This is a genomic window from Bradyrhizobium sp. dw_78 (assembly GCF_018449525.1).
Lineage (GTDB): Bacteria > Pseudomonadota > Alphaproteobacteria > Rhizobiales > Xanthobacteraceae > Bradyrhizobium.
The window spans coordinates 211424-226752 of the sequence record NZ_JAAVUS010000001.1 but is presented as its reverse complement, the minus strand read 5'-3'; the positions used below and the strand labels follow the sequence as shown (position 1 = coordinate 226752).

Here is a 15329-nt window from a genome sequence, read left to right as displayed (position 1 = left end):
ATTCTTATTTGGCTTTGCTGCTGGCCGTCACCGCAACGGAGGCCTCCGTCGTCAGCAGCAGGAACGTAAATGTCTCCTGAAGATAGAGGCGGACGGTTTTATCGTCATGGCTCAGATAGCCGATCGATACATCCTCTCCGAGGTAAAACCCGAAATCGCCGCCGCGCGTCGTCAGCACATAGGCGTCGTTGATCGCCGGCGCCCAGATGATTTCGCCGTCCACGAGGGCCTTGATGTGCTGCAGGACGGGATAGCCGTGATCGCTGGTCTCGCTCAAAGCCGTGTAGGCATCGGCGCCCAGCAACACCGAATAGGGACCGTTGACACCCTCGAGCCGCAATTTGGCCAGCGCCTGGGCGATGACATCCGGATAGGCGCGCACATCGGGCGGCAGCGTCAGGATCGGATTGCTGGTGCCCTCGCGGATGCCGCCGATGCCCGCGGCGGCGTAGCCCTCGAAGATCGCCCGGTCCTCCGCAAAGGCCAAAAGCCGTGCGGCGTCCTTGGCGGGCTGCCAATCCGAATCGTTGGCGCCGCGCTCGACATCATCGATCTGCTGGCGATCGAGTTCGAAGGGTACGCGGAGTTCGACCAGCGGCTTGACCTCACGCTGTCGCGCCAGGATTCCGTTTCCCGGCGCCGCGACATTGCGCAAATGGCCGGTGCCGACGGCGGACAGAGCAATTCCTCCCGGCCCCTGCACATCGACGACCCGGCGCCCGGCCAGGTAGCGCTTGATGGTGCGTGAGGTTTCTTCCTCGATCTCCGACCAGGCCGCGTCGGATATCGGGGCGAGCTCGCGGTGCAGGTTATTCATGAGGCAGGATCTCCTTTAAGCGAACCAATGGCGAGCGAACCCCGGCGTTTCGGTGCCGGCTGCGGCTCTGGAATGTCGGGCTTGTCCGAAAGTGCCGTAACCGGATCGCCGTCCGGGATATTTTCCAGGAAAGTCGCGGACGGCACGAAGAACAGATTGCCGGTTTTGGCGACGCTGAAATCGAGCAAACGATCATAGTTGCCGGGGGGCTGGCCGACGAACATGTTTTCGAGCATCTGCTCGGTCGTTCGCGGCGAACGCGCGTAACCGATGAAATAGGTGCCGAACTCCTTCTCGGCCGCGCGGCCGAACGGCATGTTGTCGCGGATGATCTTGATTTCCTTGCCATCCACCACGACCTTGGCGAGCGCGTTGTGGGCGTAAGCCGGCTTCACGGCGTCATCGAGTTCGATGTCCGAAAGCTTGGTGCGGCCGACGATGCGCTCCTGGGTTTCCGTGGACAGTGCGTTCCAGCCCGCCATATCGTGCAGGTATTTTTGCACGATCACATAGGTGCCACCGGCAAAGACGGAATCTTCGGCCCCTACATAGGCGGCATCAATCGCAGCCTGCCCCGTCGGGTTTTCCGTTCCGTCGACAAAGCCCATCAGGTCGCGGTCGTCGAAATAGCGAAAGCCGTGTACTTCCTCGACCGGCGCAACGGCTTCGCCAAGCCGGGCCATGATCTGCGTCTCCAGCTCGAAACAGAGGTCCATGCGTTTGGCGCGAATGTGAAACAAGAGATCGCCGGGTGTCGCCACGGCGTGACGCGAGCCGGCCTTGATTTCCCGAAAGGGATGCAGTTCTGCCGGCCGCGGCTGGCCAAAGAGCCGGTCCCAGGCGTCGGATCCGAACCCCATCACGCAGGAGAGGTTTCCCTCGATGTCGCGGAAGCCGACCGCGCGCACCAGCGCCGGTAGGTCGCCGCAAAACGACCGGATCGCCGCCCGATGGGCCGTGCCAGGGTTGATCGTGACGACCAGAAAGATCGCGGCACGGGTCAGATCCTGAACCACCAGCTGAGCAACAGGCGGCAGATTGGATGGCATGCCGGACGCGGTCATTGGACCGAGTCCGCTGGTCGAACCCCGTTAAAAGAAACCATTCGTCATGTGCCTGATTTATGCCGGATTACTCACGAACCAACCTTGCGGCCGGGTGCCGCCTCTCACCACCACCGGTTTGAGGCCGACGGTGCCGCGACACTCTATCGGCAGTCCGGTCCGAGTTCAAATACGGGAACGTTACCCGCTGCCGGGTGGGAGCGATGCGCGGGCCGCCCGAAATGACGAACGCATGTCCGCGGAATATTATTGCGACTACTTCGTCCGCACCGGCGCGTCCTTCAGGCCGTTATTGTCGTAGGCCCGGCGCACGGTGCCGTTCGACAGCGCCTCGGTCATGAATTTGGCGGCGAAGGCCAGCGATTGCGGATGATCGAGCGGCACCGCGACCGCGGTGATGGTCTGTTTGAAGGTTTCATCCAGCACCCGCGTTCCCGGAATTTTCTTGGCGAGCGCATTGAGCTGGTCGCGCGACAGCGCGAAGGCATCGACCTCGCCGTCCTTCAGGACATTGAAGACCTCGTCATAGGTCTGATAGCCCGTGACACTGGCGTTCTTCAGATGCGCGACCGCGCCGCGCATGGTGGTGGTGTTGCTGACCGCCGCGACCTTGACGCCGGGCTGGTCGAGCGACTTGAAATCACTGATCGATGAGCCCGCCTTCACGATGTAGGTCGCATCGGCGACCTCATAGACCGGCCCGAACGACATCTTCGTCGCGCGCTCAGGATCCTCGGGCAGGAAAGCCACATCCCAAGCCCCCTTCGAGGCGGCGTCGGTGATCTGGCCGGAGTTCTGATAGACGACATAATCGACGGGTACGCCGAGCTGCGCCGCCATCTCCTTGCCGAGATCGACCGGAACGCCGGCATAGCCGCCGCTTTCGGTCCTCGTGGACCAGAACGCGCCGCCGGCCGGGCTGATCGCAATCGCCACCCGCAGCTTGCCGGTCGGCGCGATTTCATCCTTCAGGCTTTCGGCGCTCACCGGCGCCATCATCATCGAGACCGCCACAACGAGACCGGCGATAGAAAGCGCGGATCGAACAAGCATCGGTTTCTCCACCCATCGGCTCGTTATCTTGTTCGAGCCTTCGCCTTCTATTGTGGTCGATTGGCGAAGAGGTTGAAACCCAAATTACCGGGCCGGGCCAATAAATTCGCCGCGATGCAAAGGCCGCACCGGATCACGCCGCGTTAAAGACCGGCTGGGCGGACGGCGCCGCGGCTTGCGATAAAACCCTACTCGCCGCGATGTGTTTCGCGACGAATTCGGCATCGCGGCCGACGCCGACGAAGCGCCCCGAACCCCACGTATAGAGCCAGGGCAGGCCCAGCACATAGACGCCCTCCATCGAGGTGACGCCGCGCCGATGGGTCGGATAGCCGGCGCCGTCAAAGATCGGCAATTCGACCCACGACCAGTCGGAGCGGAAACCGGTGGTCCAGATCACCGTGCTGATGCCGGCCTTGACCGGATCGAGCGACGCCGCGGGATTGGCCGGCTGCCAGACCGGCTCGTAATGCGGCGATGCCGGCGCGTCGATGTTGTTGCGCGCGATGTAGTCGTCGATCAGGCCGCAGATGCCGTTATAGACGCGATCGGCGTTGTCGAGATTCTTCGCAAGGTCATCGGCGAATTCGAGCCGGCCATTCCGGATCTCGTTCAGGCGCCCGTAAAGCGTCATGCCTTCGAGCGCGAATTTGCGCAGGTCGATATCGCGGCCGCCGTCACGGCCGGTCAGATAATGGTTGGCGTTCTTGCGCACCTTCTCTTTCAAACTGTGCTGATCGACCGGCAGATCGTACTGGCCGAGATCATCCAGCCATTCCACCGCGTCGCGGCCGCGATAGACCCGCGGGCAGCGCGGCGCGCTGCCGACCGCCAGATGCACCTTGCGGCCCGCCAGATGCAGATCCTCGGCGATCTGGCAGCCGGACTGGCCGCTGCCGATCACCAGCACCTCGCCCGGCGGCAACGCATCCGGATTCCGGTAGGCCGACGAATGCAATTGCATCACCGAACCATCCAGCCGCTGCGCCATCAGCGGCACGTTCGGCACATGATAGCCGCTGACGGCGAGCACGACCGTATCCGCCGTGATCCCGCCCGCGCTGGTCTCGAGAACAAAACCGCCGCCCGCGCCTCGCGTCAAACGCGTCACCGCAACGCCTTCGCTGACCGGGGCCGAGATGTGTTTGGCGTAGCCCTCGACATAGTCGATGATCTCGTCGCGCAGCATGAAGCCCTTGGGGTCGCTGCCCTGATAGGGATAGCCGGGAAGCTGGCATTGCCAGTTCGGCGTCACCAGGCAGAACGCGTCCCAGCGCTGCGTCTTCCAGGAATGCGCGATTTGGTTCTTCTCGAGGATGACGTGATCGATGCCGCGCTCTTTCAGGTGATAGCTCATGGCAAGGCCGGCCTGGCCGCCGCCGATCACGACGACGCTGGCGTGAGAGGGAATCGAGGCTGTTGTCATTGTTGTTCTCCTTGTCATTCCTCAAAGGATGTAACGGTAACGCCTGCGGCCGGCGCGGCATCGAAACGCCGGGCGGAGCTTTCGAGCCTGGCGAGCTGGGCCATCGCGCGCGAGCAGGCAAAGCCGTATTTCTCGCGCACGCGATCGCTGGCGATCGTCAGCGCCAGACGGCTGCGCCGCATGAATTCGGCGACATCGTAGGTCGCGCCGACCGCCAGATGATCCTTAATGACCAGCGACGGCGAATAGCATTGCTCGGTGGTGCCATCCGGCCAGCGGATGTGGAACAGCATCTCAGGCATGTTGCAGCTCCGCGAGCCGTTCATAGACCGGCAGATGGGCGCGCGCGGTGTTGCTCCAGTCGTACTGCCGCGCCACCAGCACGCCACGCTGGGCCAGCCTCGCATGCAACGGTTCGGTCAGGACGGTCGCGGCCGCATTGGCGATCGAGGCGACGTTCAACGGATCGCACCAGACCACATCGTTCTCGTGAAGATATTCGGTGAACGGCGCGATCCGCGACGTCACCACCGGGGTGCCGCTCGCCATCGCTTCCAGAACGGCCAAGCCGAACCCTTCCTTCACCGATGGAAAGATCAGCGCGTCCGCCAATCGGTAGAGCGAGGGCATGTCCGAATCCGGAACCGGACCGAGATAGCGCACGGCGCGGTCGAGCACATCATTGGCGGAGAGCAACGTGTCGAACTGCCGGCGATAGGAGACATGATCGAGCAACGAGGCGCCGCCGGCGATCACCAGCTGGGCGTCGCGGTACACGTTCAGCACCTGCTCGAACGCTTGCAGGATCCGGACGCTGTTCTTGCGCGCCTCGATGCCGCCGACCGCGAGCAGAATCCGGCTGCCGTTGAGGCCGTATCTCACCCGCACTTCCTGGTCGATGGCGCGCGGCGCGCTGCTAAAACGTTCGGTATCGACGCCGTTTCCGATGACGACCGACGGCCGGTCGAACGCCGACATGATCTGCGTCCGCCACAGCGCGCTGACGACGAGCAGTTCGTCGGCCGCCGCAATCGAGCGCGTCTGCCAGTCGACGAGGCGCGGATCGGCAAAACTGTCGATATGATGGACGGTGCGCGCGAAGCCTCCGATCAGCCTGCGCTGCTTCAACACCGCCAGCGCATTGCCGGAAATCGAATCCTGCGCGTGGAACACGTCGAAGCGCCGGTTGGCGCGCGTCTCGAAATGCCGGACATAATCGTCGATCCGGACCCGCACCATCTCGGCGACATCCTTGGCCGCAGGCGAAGCCATCACCATCACCGCGGGCGACGACGGCGCGCGGAAAAGCCCCTTGCCGTTCGGATCCGGCGCATGCACCACCGCCTCGTGGCCGAGCCGCGCCAGCGCGTCGGCGAGTTCGATCGCATGCACCACGCCGCCGCGCGGATTGGTCGAATGCGCGAGGATGGCAATCCGCAACGGCCGGACGTTCCCGATCATGCAACCGCCTCCATCGTCGACGGTGTCCTGCTCCGGCCGGCGCCGATCAGCGGCTTCTGCGCAAAATCCCAGATCGTCTCGCTCGAGGTTCCGTCACCGATGCTGACCCGGCTGCCGCGCGAGACGGCTCCGATCCTCGCCGCCGCAATGCCGCGGCCCGCGAAACACGCGATCGTCTCGGCAGCATTCCCCGGTTTCACCGACAGCAGATAGCCGAAGCTCGGGAAGGTGAGCAGCCAACGTTCCAGCGGCGCGCCGGCCGGCTTCGGAATCGAACGCAGGTCGATATCGATGGCGACGCCGGAGCACTCGGCCAGCATCGCGGCGGTGCCAACGATGCCGCCCTGGCTGATGTCCTTGGCGGCGCGGCAAAGTGCGGCTTCGGCGATCATGGGCAAGAGTTCAAGATCGCCGCGCAGCCGTGCCGGCGGCGCTTCGGTCGCGGCTTCCCAGTTCGAGAACGGCTCGCGGTAGCGGCCGCGCAGATCGACCGCGGCGATCAATTCATCGCCGGGCTCGGCGTCGAAACTGGTCAGCAATTTTTTAGCGCGGCCAAGGATCGCGACCGACAATTGGCCGCGATCGGTCCGGATGTTGGTGTGGCCGCCGACGACCGGAACATGGTAGGCCTTCGCCGCCTCTTTCAATCCCTTCAGCACCGGCGCGGCATTGGCTTCGCCATTGGCCCAGATCGCGTTAACGATGGCGATCGGCCGCCCGCCCATCGCGGCGATGTCGGAGATATTGACCATCGCCCCGCACCAGCCGGCGAACCAGGGATCGCCGGCGACGAATTCGTTCATGAAGCCTTCGATGGCGAACAGCAGGTAGCCATCACCGTCGGGGATCGCGGCGCAATCATCGCCGACGGCAATGACATCATCGCCGGACAGCCCCAGCGATGTGGCGACCAGCGCGATATCGCCCTTGGCCGCGATGCCGCCGGAGCGGCGCAGCCGCTCGGCAAGCGCGGTTATGGCGAACTGGCCGGGCATCATGCGGCCAGCTTCGGCAGCGAGAGGAACCCGATCTCGGGCTCGGCGAACGGCGGGTAGAAATCCAGGTCCGCCTGCATCCGGTGATGCGGCTTGCCGTGCAACTCGATCTCATCCAGCGTGCTCCAATGCATGCGGTGAAAGAGATCGGCATTCTGGCTCTGGATGTTGCCGAGGAAGGTATGGCAGCCGCGCGCATGGGCCGAGGCGACCGCCAGGCGAATAAGCCCGCTGCCGACCGCGCCCAGCCGGCGATATTGCGCTGAAACCGCCAGCCGCGAACCCCACCAGATACCGGGATCCTCGGGCTGTCGATGGATGCGGACCGTGCCGACCACCGCGTCGGGCGCGATGCCGAACAGTGAAATCGCGACGATCGAAATCGCCGTGTCATCGATGGCGTCACGGTCGTCAGCCTCGAACAACCCCTGCTCGGTGCAGAACACCTGGCGCCGCAGCGCCGCGGCGCCGCGCTTTTCCCAGGCTTCCGTGGCGAACTTGATCTGATAGGCGCTGGCCAGAAACGGCTTGTAGGGTTCGAAGATCATGCGCCGATCCTTCTCTCGTAGCTCGATAACGCCGAGCACGCGCCGCATTTGCCGCAGCCGGCCTTGATCTGGCTCGATTGCAGGCCGGCCTTGACCAGCATGTCGGCGAGCGGCGCGAGGATGCCGTGCATGAAGGACGGCGGTGGCGTCGGATGGCTCTCCAGCGGCGTGCCCGAGATCGGCACGAACGGCACCACGAAGGGATAGACGCCGACAGCGACCAGCCGCGCGCAAACGCCAAGAATCTCTTCGCTGCTGTCGCCGAGGCCAGCGAGAATATAGGTCGAGACCTGGCCGCGGCCGAACACCGGCACCGCGGCCTCAAACGCGCTGAAATAGCGTTCGACCGACACCTGCGCCTTGCCCGGCATGATGCGGGCGCGGACTTGTTCGGTGACCGCTTCCAGATGCATGCCGAGCGTATCGATGCCGGCCTCGCGCATCCGCGTGAACCAGATGTCGTCGTCGGGCGGCTCGCATTGGCCCTGGATCGGGAGATCGACCGCGGCTTTGACGCCGATCGCACTCTCGCACAGGATCCTGGCGCCGCGGTCGCGGCCGGGCGGCGTGCCGGTCGTCATCACCATATGCGTGACGCCGTCGAGTTCGACGGCGGCTTTTGCGACCTCGCCGAGCTGTTCGGGTGTCTTGCGCTCGATGGTGCGGCCGGCGGCGAGCGACTGGCCGATGGCGCAGAACTGGCACGTCTTAGTCCGGCTCTGGTAGCGGATGCAGGTCTGCAGGATCGTCGTCGCCAGCACGTCGCGGCCATGCAGCGTGGCGATCTTGGAATAGGGAATGCCATCGGTGGTCGAGCGCTCGTAGAAGCGCGGCCGCAGCTGGAATTTCACCTCGCCGATCACGGCGCCGTCGCGGCTGACCCGGCTGTGGCCAAGCCCGTCGGGCCTGTCGACGACATAGGGGCTCTCGAACGCCGGCGCGTTATGCACCGGGATCATCACCGTCGCGCCGCCGATCGTCATCGGCATGTGATCGGAAGGACCGGCCCCGCCGCGGCGGCTGTCGCCGCCGGCCTTGGGATCAACGAGACGAACCCCGAACGACTGCAACTCGTTGATCAGCTGCTCGGTCGGCATCGGCCTCGGTTGCTCGGAAGCCAGGATCGGTTTCATCGGAATATCCTCCTGAGGTGGAGAAAGACGGTATCGGGTGCGATAGGTGCATCGGCGCAGTGGCGCGGTCGTCCCACAGCAGCGACAGCAGTTCGGGCCTCGCATAATGGCCGACCGAATCCATCATCCGCTTGCGCTTGACGATCAGCGCCATGTCGAGATCGGCGAGCAGAATGCCTTCGCCCGAAATCAGCGGCGGAACGATGTGGTTGCCTTCCGGCGAGATGATCGCCGTCATGCAGCCGCCGCGAAGGCCGCGGCGCGGGCCTTCCTCGGGCGAGATCTTGGCGATCTGCTCCTCGGTCAGCCAACCGGTGGCATTGACGACGAAACAGCCACTTTCCAGCGCGTGATGCCGGATCGTCACCTCGATCTGGTCGGCGAAGATCTGCCCGACCAGCGAGCCCGGAAACTGCGCGACGTGGATTTCCTCGTGCTGCGCCATCAGCGCGTAGCGGGCGAGCGGATTGTAATGCTCCCAGCAGGCCAGCGCGCCGATCCGCCCCACCGATGTATCGACGACCTTCAGCCCGGAGCCGTCGCCCTGCCCCCAGATCATGCGCTCATGGAATGTCGGCGTGATCTTGCGGCGCTTGAGAACAAGACCGCCGTCGGCGTTGAAAATCAGTTGCGCATTGTAGAGCGTACCGTGGTCGCGCTCGTTGACGCCGAGCACGACCACGATGTTGTGCCGCCGCGCCGCCGCCGCCACCGCTTCCGTGACCGGACCGGGGACGGCGACTGCGTTGTCGTAGAGATCGATATGCTCGGCGCCGGAGAGCATCGGCGGACGGATGAACGAGAAGTACGGATACCAGGGCACGAAGGTCTCGGGAAACACGACGAGACGCGCGCCCTTGCCCGCCGCTTCGGCGGTCGCGGCGAGGACGCGGTCAAGCGTCCCCGTCGGCGTATCGAGATCGGGCGCGATCTGCACCGCGGCGACCCTGATTTTCGGTTTCTCAGCCATGCGCGCCTCGTCTTTTCCGGCGTTGCCCGTCAGGGCGTCCAGATCCTCAGAGAGTCCGGAAGCTCAGAGAGTCCAGGTGTTCAATATGAAAGCGTTTTCGTTACGATGGATCAGCATCAGATCCAGCACATCGAGCGGACTGATCGGGGTGATGCCGGGGATCAGCGACGGCTCTCCGTGGCCATACAGCGCCTGCAGCGCGAAGCGGCACGCATAGACCTTGCCGCCCTCGGTCATGAACTTGGTCAGCGTGTTGTTGAAATTCTGGTGGCCGGGAAAGGCTTCGTCGCCGAGCTTCGGAAAGCCGCGCTGCACGCCGAGCGTGACGCCGGGGCCGTAAAGCAGGATCGAGGTCTCGAAGCCTTTGCGCATCAGGCGCGTGGCTTGCAGCATGTTGACGAAACCGATCGAGCCTTCGAACGCGACCGTGTGAAAGGTGACAAGCGCCTTTTCGCCGGGCTTGGCCTTGATGTCTTCGAAAACCTTCTGCTCGTAATCGACGAGATAATCGCCCTTCTGGTGCGCGGGCTTGGTGACGGCTGGCATGTTGCACTCCTTGCTTTGGCCCCGGAGCGTTGGCCGGGCGCACCAGCAAATATTGCAACGGACGTGCCAATTGATGTTTTGCACAACCCGTCATCAAAACAGTCAATTTACATTCAATTACACATTCAATCTTGAATGGATTTCTGACGGGAGCGAAAACCCTGCCGCAAAAAAATGCGTAGAAATCTTGTGCGGCCTGCATTTCAAGTGTGCAACGGTCGGCTGAGGGAACCGGTCAAAACGCGCCGGCGCCGCCTTTACAACCTCGGTAAAAAGACGCATTGGAAATCGATGTGTGCAACAATATACAGTCAATAATCGACGCTCCGAATGTTGAGAAATTATGGCCGACTGGACTCCTGACATCGCGACCAGCGACAAGCCGCGTTACCTCGCCATCGCCGACGCCATTGCCGACGATATCGGCGCCGGGCGATTGGCGATCGGCGACCGGCTGCCGCCGCAGCGCAAGCTCGCCAAACGCCTCGACGTCGATTTCACCACGGTCGCCCGCGGCTATGTCGAGGCGCAGAAACGCGGCCTGATCGAATCCAGAGTCGGACAAGGAACCTTCGTTCGCGACCGGCCGAAGCCGCGCCGCGGCCAGCCGGCGCTGCCGCCGCGTCCGGTCGATTTTTCGATGAACCTGCCGCCGGAGCCTGACGATCCCGAACTGATCGAACGCATGCAGGCCGGCGTCGAATATGTGTCGCGCGATATCGTCTCGCTGCTGCGCTACCAGGGGCTCGGCGGCACCCAGGCCGACAAGGATGCGGCCTCAAGCTGGCTCGGCCGCCGCGCGCTGGTGCCGGCGCAGGAACGCATCTTCGTGTCGCCCGGCGCGCATCCGGCGCTGCTCGCGATCCTGACCATTCTCGCCAAGACCGGCGACACGGTGCTGTGCGAAGCCCTCACCTATCCCGGCATCCGGTCGATCGCGGCCCAGCTCGGGCTGAAGCTGGTCGGGCTGCCGATGGACGACGAAGGCATCGAGGTCGATGCGCTGGCCGACGCCTGCAAGAAGATCAAGCCCAAGGCGCTCTACCTCAACCCGACCTTGCAGAACCCGACGACGCTGACCATCAGCGATCAGCGGCGGCGCGATATCGCGGCGACGGCGCGCCGCTTCAAGCTGCCGCTGATCGAGGACGACGCCTACGGTTTCATCCCGGCCCACGGTCACGCCCCCTTTGCCTCGATCGCGCCCGACCAGACCTGGCATGTCGCGGGACTTGCCAAATGCATCGGCGCCGGGCTTCGCGCCGCTTACGTCGTCGCTCCCGACACCCGCTCGACCTGGCCGTTCGCGGCGGCGCTGCGCGCCGCGACCGTGATGGCCTCGCCGTTCACGGTCGCGCTGGTGACACGATGGATCGAGGATGGCACCGCCGACACGCTGCTGCGCTTCATCCGCCACGAGACCACCGCGCGGCAGAAGCTGGTCTCGGAGATCCTGCCGAAGGGGATTTATCGAAGCGACCCGCTGAGCTTCAACATCTGGCTCGAACTGCCAAGCCTGTGGAATCGCGCGGCCTTCGTCGAGCATATGCGCTCGACCGCGATCGGCGTCGTCGCCAGCGACGCGTTCACGGCCGCCGGGCCACCGCCGGAAGCGGTGCGCGTGTGTCTCGGCGGCCCGATCACCCGCCCGCGGCTGGCGGCCGGGCTGGAATATATGACGCACGCGCTGGAGGAAGCGCCGGCGCTGGCATCGGCGTTTCTTTAGTACGCGATGATTGCTAGAGCATGATCCGGAAAAGTGGAAACCGGTTTTCCGAAAAGATCATGCTCAAACAGAAAGTTAGAGCTGGAAGACGATTCGGAAGAAAAAGTCATCCCGCTCTAGACCAATCAGATCAGCCTATCCGAACGTTTCCTTCACCTCTCCCATTGGGAGAGGTCAGATCGCATCGAGAGATGCGATCTCGGTGAGGTGTTACGGACAACGATAGACCGTACGCCCTCACCCTACCCCTCTCCCCACGGGAGAGGGAGCAGACTTGCGCGGACGATCCAACTTAACCCTCATCTGGCTTCTCGATCGCACTCTGAATGAGCGGAAAGCCTTCGCGATTGGCTTTCCATGCGCGCTGGTATTCCATGATCCGCGCGGTCTCGTCGGCGACGTGCAGGCCGAGCAGGGCCGCCAGCAGATGAAGCGTGGTGTCGATGCAGAGCGAAACGCCGCCGCCGGTGACGACCGCGCCGCGGTCCACCAGCATCGCCGCGCGCGCCTCGATCCGCGGATAGGACGCGCGCATCACCTCGAGCGGCGATGTTTCCGGCGGCACCACTTCGCGCTTGGTGGTCGCGGGGCCGCCGTCGAGTATGCCGCTCGCCGCCAGGATCATGCCGCCGGTGCAGACCGATGCGATGCGACCGGAGGCATGAACGCGCCTGATATAATCGAGCGTCTCGGTGGCGCCCGCCTGCGCGGACCAGCCGGGGCCACCGGTGACGATGACGAGATCGCAAGCTGGCGCCTCGCCGATCCCGAAATCGGCGGTGACCTGCAGCCCGTTGGCGAGCGCGACCGCGCCCGCCCGCGGCGCGATGGTGCAGATCTCGATTTCCGGCGCGATGCGGCGCGCCATCGAGAGCACGCCGAACGTCGCCAGATCGATCGGCTCGACACCGTCATAGATGAAGATGCCGAACAGCATGGGCTATTCGGTCAGCGACCCCCCTAAGGTCTCGCGCGCCGCGAGCGCGGCCGCCAGCGTGATCAGCCCGAGCACGACCAGCATGATCGAGACGCCGGTGGTGCCGCCGATATAGCCGGCCATCGCGGTGGCGACGATCGGCGCAAAGCCGCCGCCGATCGCCGCGGAAAGCTGAAAGCCGAAGGTCGCGCCGCTGTAGCGTACCCGCGGGCCGAACAATTCGGGGAAGTAGGCGGATTCGGTCGCGAACATCAGGCCGTGGCCCAAATTCATCGCGATGATCATGGCAGTGAAGACGATCGCGGCGCTCTTGCTTTCCATCATCCAGAACAGCGGGAAGGCGAACAGGATCGTGAACAGCGCGCCGAGAATGAACAGCGGCCGTCGGCCGATCTGGTCGGACAGCCAGCCGAACAGCGGCAGCGTAATCAATTCCAGCAACGCCGCGTATAAAACCGCATCGAGCATCATCGGCTTGGACAGGCCGAGCTTGGTGGTGGCGTAGACCACGACGAACACCGTGAGCATATAGACCCACGACACCTCGGAGAGCTTCAATCCGACCGCGATCAAAAACGGCTTGGTGTTCTTGCCGACAGCCTCGGCAAAGGGATTGGCGGAAAGATTGTCGCGGGTCTTGAGGCCCTCGAACACCGGCGTCTCGGGCACGCGCGAGCGCACGAAGGTGCCGATCGCCAACAGGATGATGCTGACCAGGAACGGAATGCGCCAGCCATAGGCGGCGACGTCGGCGTCGGACAGCCTGGTGACCAGCGAGAACACCAGGGTCGCCAGCACCAGCCCGATCGGAAACCCGACCTGCACGAAGCTGGTGTAGAAGCCGCGCTTCTCGGCCGGCGCATGTTCGAGCACCATCAGCGAAGCGCCGCCCCATTCGCCGCCGAGGCCGATGCCCTGGACGACGCGCAGCAGGATCAGAAGGATCGGCGCGAAGATCCCGACGGAAGCGTAAGTCGGCAGCAGGCCGATGCAGAAGGTGCTCAGCCCCATGACGAACAGCGTCAGCACCAGCATCGATTTGCGGCCGAGCCGGTCGCCGAAATGACCGAACAGCGCAGCACCCAGCGGCCGCGCCACAAAGCCCACCGCATAGCTGCCGAGCGCGGCAAGCGTACCGGCAAGCGGATCGAAGGTCGGGAAGAACGCCTTGTTGAAAACCAGCGCCGCCGCGGTGGCGTAGATCAGGAAATCATACCATTCGATGATGGTCCCGATGCTGCTGGCGAACACGATGGCGTTCATGTTCGTCCGCTCCATGCCGACGACCGGCGCCGTTGCCGTGATGGTCATTTGGATCTCCACTCAAAGCACAATCCTCCTCTCAAGGGAGGATATCCGGCTTTAAGCGAATGCAAGCGGCATGCCGGATTGCGCCCGTTCCGGAACGGACGCCCGGTGACGGCGGCGATCAGTTCGGCTGCGCCGCCGGCACCTTGATTTCCTGCGGCAGGATCAGCGCGGCCGCGACCGTCAGCAGGCAAAGCGCCGCGAAGGCATGCAGCATGGTGACGAAGCCACCGCGCTGGTACAGCCACGCCACCAGACCGACGGAAGCGCCCGCCGCGGTGAAGCCGACGAAATAGCGCACCGCATAGGCGCGCGAACGCCACTCCTCGCTGGTATATTTGCCGACCATGGCATCGTTGACGGTGACCTGCCCGAACGCGCCCATCACGATGCCGATCGAAACCAGGATCAGCGGCAGGTCCGACAAGGTGGCCGCGAAATAGAGGAACGGCGCCAGCACAAAGGACAGCGGCAGCGAGACCGCTTTCAGCGAATGCCGGTCGAGCAGCTTGCCGATGGTGTATTGCGTCATCGCGCCGAACACATAGACGCAGGCCGCGATCACCCCCAGCAGCGCCGGGCTTCTGGTGAGATCAGCCAGGCGTTCCGCGAACAGTTTCGGCAGCGCCACCGTCACTGCATTGAAGGTGGTGGAGATCGCAATCACCACGATCAGGAGCGCCACGATCACCCGCCACATATCCTGCTTGGCGACGCGCGCCTGCGCAGCCGCCTGCCGTGAACCGGTGCGGTCCTCGTGGACCACCATCCGCGCAAAGGCCGCGCCGACCAGGATCGTGACGATGCCGGGAACGATGAAGGCCCAGCGCCAGCCGAGATATTGGCCGATCACGCCGGTCGCCAGCGCCGACGACGCCACGCCGAGATTGCCCCAGACGCCGTTGATTCCCATCTCGCGGCCGAGCCTGTCGGCGTAGGAGACGATCATGGCGGTTCCGACCGGATGATAGATCGAGGCGAAAATGCCGATCGAGAGCAGCGCCGCGCCGAGTTGCAACGGCGTCTGCACCAGCCCGACCGAGATCATCGAGGCGCCGATGCCGACAAAGAAGATCACCATCATGTGCCGGCGGCTCCAGCGGTCGCCGAGCCATCCGGTGAGCAGGGAGCCGGCGCCGAACGCGATGAAGCCGGGGGTCGCGTAAGGCAGCAATTCGGAATAGGCCATGCCGAGCGCCGGTCCCATGACGATGACGGCGGCGGCGAAGATCAGCATCGAGTAATGGTCGATGAAATGGGCGGCGTTGACGAAACCGATCACCCGGCTGGGGCTGTTCATGATGCTATCCTGGGTCGTATCCTGCGATGTCGTGGGATAGGTTAT

At 64.1% G+C, this 15329-nt stretch carries 15 protein-coding genes; 1 reads left to right on the top strand and 14 read right to left on the bottom strand.

Features of this window, described 5'->3' with window-relative positions; all coding sequences use genetic code 11:
* Nucleotides 1-4: 4 nt before the first annotated feature.
* The 11 genes from HB630_RS01030 to HB630_RS00980 form a co-directional block, all read right to left on the bottom strand.
* Complete coding sequence (locus HB630_RS01030; protein ID WP_213769505.1) at nucleotides 5-817, bottom strand: family 1 encapsulin nanocompartment shell protein; 813 nt, start codon at nucleotides 815-817, stop codon at nucleotides 5-7.
* Complete coding sequence (locus HB630_RS01025; RefSeq protein WP_213770663.1) at nucleotides 814-1866, bottom strand: Dyp-type peroxidase; 1053 nt, start codon at nucleotides 1864-1866, stop codon at nucleotides 814-816. Before HB630_RS01025 ends, HB630_RS01030 begins: the two co-directional genes overlap by 4 nt.
* 270 nt (nucleotides 1867-2136) lie before the next feature.
* Complete coding sequence (locus HB630_RS01020; RefSeq protein ID WP_213769503.1) at nucleotides 2137-2934, bottom strand: transporter substrate-binding domain-containing protein; 798 nt, start codon at nucleotides 2932-2934, stop codon at nucleotides 2137-2139.
* A 133-nt stretch (nucleotides 2935-3067) separates the two neighbouring features.
* A complete protein-coding gene (locus tag HB630_RS01015) occupies nucleotides 3068-4360 on the bottom strand; it encodes an MSMEG_0569 family flavin-dependent oxidoreductase (protein WP_213769502.1) in 1293 nt (430 codons plus the stop codon).
* Nucleotides 4361-4374: 14 nt separating this feature from the next.
* Nucleotides 4375-4662 (bottom strand): MSMEG_0570 family nitrogen starvation response protein, encoded by a 288-nt coding sequence (locus HB630_RS01010; RefSeq protein ID WP_213769501.1) that lies wholly within the window; start codon nucleotides 4660-4662, stop codon nucleotides 4375-4377.
* Complete coding sequence (locus HB630_RS01005; protein ID WP_213769500.1) at nucleotides 4655-5821, bottom strand: MSMEG_0565 family glycosyltransferase; 1167 nt, start codon at nucleotides 5819-5821, stop codon at nucleotides 4655-4657. Before HB630_RS01005 ends, HB630_RS01010 begins: the two co-directional genes overlap by 8 nt.
* Nucleotides 5818-6819: a sll0787 family AIR synthase-like protein gene (locus HB630_RS01000; RefSeq protein WP_213769499.1), complete on the bottom strand. Its 1002-nt coding sequence runs from the start codon at nucleotides 6817-6819 to the stop codon at nucleotides 5818-5820. The genes HB630_RS01005 and HB630_RS01000 overlap by 4 nt, the downstream gene beginning before the upstream one ends.
* The gene (locus HB630_RS00995; RefSeq protein WP_213769498.1) at nucleotides 6816-7364 is read right to left on the bottom strand and encodes an MSMEG_0567/Sll0786 family nitrogen starvation N-acetyltransferase; all 549 of its coding nucleotides are present in this window, start codon (nucleotides 7362-7364) and stop codon (nucleotides 6816-6818) included. Before HB630_RS00995 ends, HB630_RS01000 begins: the two co-directional genes overlap by 4 nt.
* Nucleotides 7361-8497, bottom strand: coding sequence for an MSMEG_0568 family radical SAM protein (locus HB630_RS00990; RefSeq protein WP_346656016.1), 1137 nt, complete (start codon nucleotides 8495-8497; stop codon nucleotides 7361-7363). Before HB630_RS00990 ends, HB630_RS00995 begins: the two co-directional genes overlap by 4 nt.
* Nucleotides 8406-9467 carry a Nit6803 family nitrilase gene (locus HB630_RS00985; protein ID WP_213769497.1) on the bottom strand — a complete coding sequence of 354 codons (1062 nt, stop codon included), beginning with the start codon at nucleotides 9465-9467 and terminating at the stop codon, nucleotides 8406-8408. Before HB630_RS00985 ends, HB630_RS00990 begins: the two co-directional genes overlap by 92 nt.
* Nucleotides 9468-9530: 63 nt before the next feature.
* Complete coding sequence (locus HB630_RS00980) at nucleotides 9531-10013, bottom strand: MSMEG_0572/Sll0783 family nitrogen starvation response protein (protein ID WP_213769496.1); 483 nt, start codon at nucleotides 10011-10013, stop codon at nucleotides 9531-9533.
* A gap of 343 nt (nucleotides 10014-10356) precedes the next feature.
* Here HB630_RS00980 and HB630_RS00975 point away from each other — a divergent pair, with 343 nt between their 5' ends.
* Complete coding sequence (locus HB630_RS00975; RefSeq protein WP_213769495.1) at nucleotides 10357-11739, top strand: PLP-dependent aminotransferase family protein; 1383 nt, start codon at nucleotides 10357-10359, stop codon at nucleotides 11737-11739.
* A 292-nt stretch (nucleotides 11740-12031) separates the two neighbouring features.
* Here the strand turns inward: HB630_RS00975 and HB630_RS00970 are convergent, their stop codons facing one another.
* The 3 genes from HB630_RS00970 to HB630_RS00960 all read right to left on the bottom strand — a co-directional run bounded on the left by HB630_RS00970 (nucleotide 12032) and on the right by HB630_RS00960 (nucleotide 15284).
* The gene (locus HB630_RS00970) at nucleotides 12032-12676 is read right to left on the bottom strand and encodes a DJ-1/PfpI family protein (RefSeq protein WP_213769494.1); all 645 of its coding nucleotides are present in this window, start codon (nucleotides 12674-12676) and stop codon (nucleotides 12032-12034) included.
* Nucleotides 12677-12679: 3 nt separating this feature from the next.
* Nucleotides 12680-13987, bottom strand: a complete 1308-nt coding sequence (locus tag HB630_RS00965) for an MFS transporter (RefSeq protein WP_213769493.1) — start codon at nucleotides 13985-13987, stop codon at nucleotides 12680-12682.
* Nucleotides 13988-14105: 118 nt separating this feature from the next.
* On the bottom strand, nucleotides 14106-15284 hold the full coding sequence (locus HB630_RS00960; protein ID WP_213769492.1) for an MFS transporter: 1179 nt from the start codon (nucleotides 15282-15284) through the stop codon (nucleotides 14106-14108).
* Nucleotides 15285-15329: the final 45 nt, after the last annotated feature.

Bases quoted from the DNA above. Each gene is read 5' to 3' on its own strand.
- HB630_RS00985 (WP_213769497.1), bottom strand. From the start codon at position 9,467: ATGGCTGAGAAACCGAAAATCAGGGTCGCCGCGGTGCAGATCGCGCCC.
- HB630_RS00960 (WP_213769492.1), bottom strand. From the start codon at position 15,284: ATGAACAGCCCCAGCCGGGTGATCGGTTTCGTCAACGCCGCCCATTTC.
- HB630_RS01030 (WP_213769505.1), bottom strand. From the start codon at position 817: ATGAATAACCTGCACCGCGAGCTCGCCCCGATATCCGACGCGGCCTGG.
- HB630_RS00970 (WP_213769494.1), bottom strand. From the start codon at position 12,676: ATGCTGTTCGGCATCTTCATCTATGACGGTGTCGAGCCGATCGATCTG.
- HB630_RS01020 (WP_213769503.1), bottom strand. From the start codon at position 2,934: ATGCTTGTTCGATCCGCGCTTTCTATCGCCGGTCTCGTTGTGGCGGTC.
- HB630_RS01000 (WP_213769499.1), bottom strand. From the start codon at position 6,819: ATGATGCCCGGCCAGTTCGCCATAACCGCGCTTGCCGAGCGGCTGCGC.
- HB630_RS00975 (WP_213769495.1), top strand. From the start codon at position 10,357: ATGGCCGACTGGACTCCTGACATCGCGACCAGCGACAAGCCGCGTTAC.
- HB630_RS01015 (WP_213769502.1), bottom strand. From the start codon at position 4,360: ATGACAACAGCCTCGATTCCCTCTCACGCCAGCGTCGTCGTGATCGGC.
- HB630_RS00980 (WP_213769496.1), bottom strand. From the start codon at position 10,013: ATGCCAGCCGTCACCAAGCCCGCGCACCAGAAGGGCGATTATCTCGTC.
- HB630_RS00965 (WP_213769493.1), bottom strand. From the start codon at position 13,987: ATGACCATCACGGCAACGGCGCCGGTCGTCGGCATGGAGCGGACGAAC.
- HB630_RS00990 (WP_346656016.1), bottom strand. From the start codon at position 8,497: ATGAAACCGATCCTGGCTTCCGAGCAACCGAGGCCGATGCCGACCGAG.
- HB630_RS01010 (WP_213769501.1), bottom strand. From the start codon at position 4,662: ATGCCTGAGATGCTGTTCCACATCCGCTGGCCGGATGGCACCACCGAG.
- HB630_RS01005 (WP_213769500.1), bottom strand. From the start codon at position 5,821: ATGATCGGGAACGTCCGGCCGTTGCGGATTGCCATCCTCGCGCATTCG.
- HB630_RS01025 (WP_213770663.1), bottom strand. From the start codon at position 1,866: ATGCCATCCAATCTGCCGCCTGTTGCTCAGCTGGTGGTTCAGGATCTG.
- HB630_RS00995 (WP_213769498.1), bottom strand. From the start codon at position 7,364: ATGATCTTCGAACCCTACAAGCCGTTTCTGGCCAGCGCCTATCAGATC.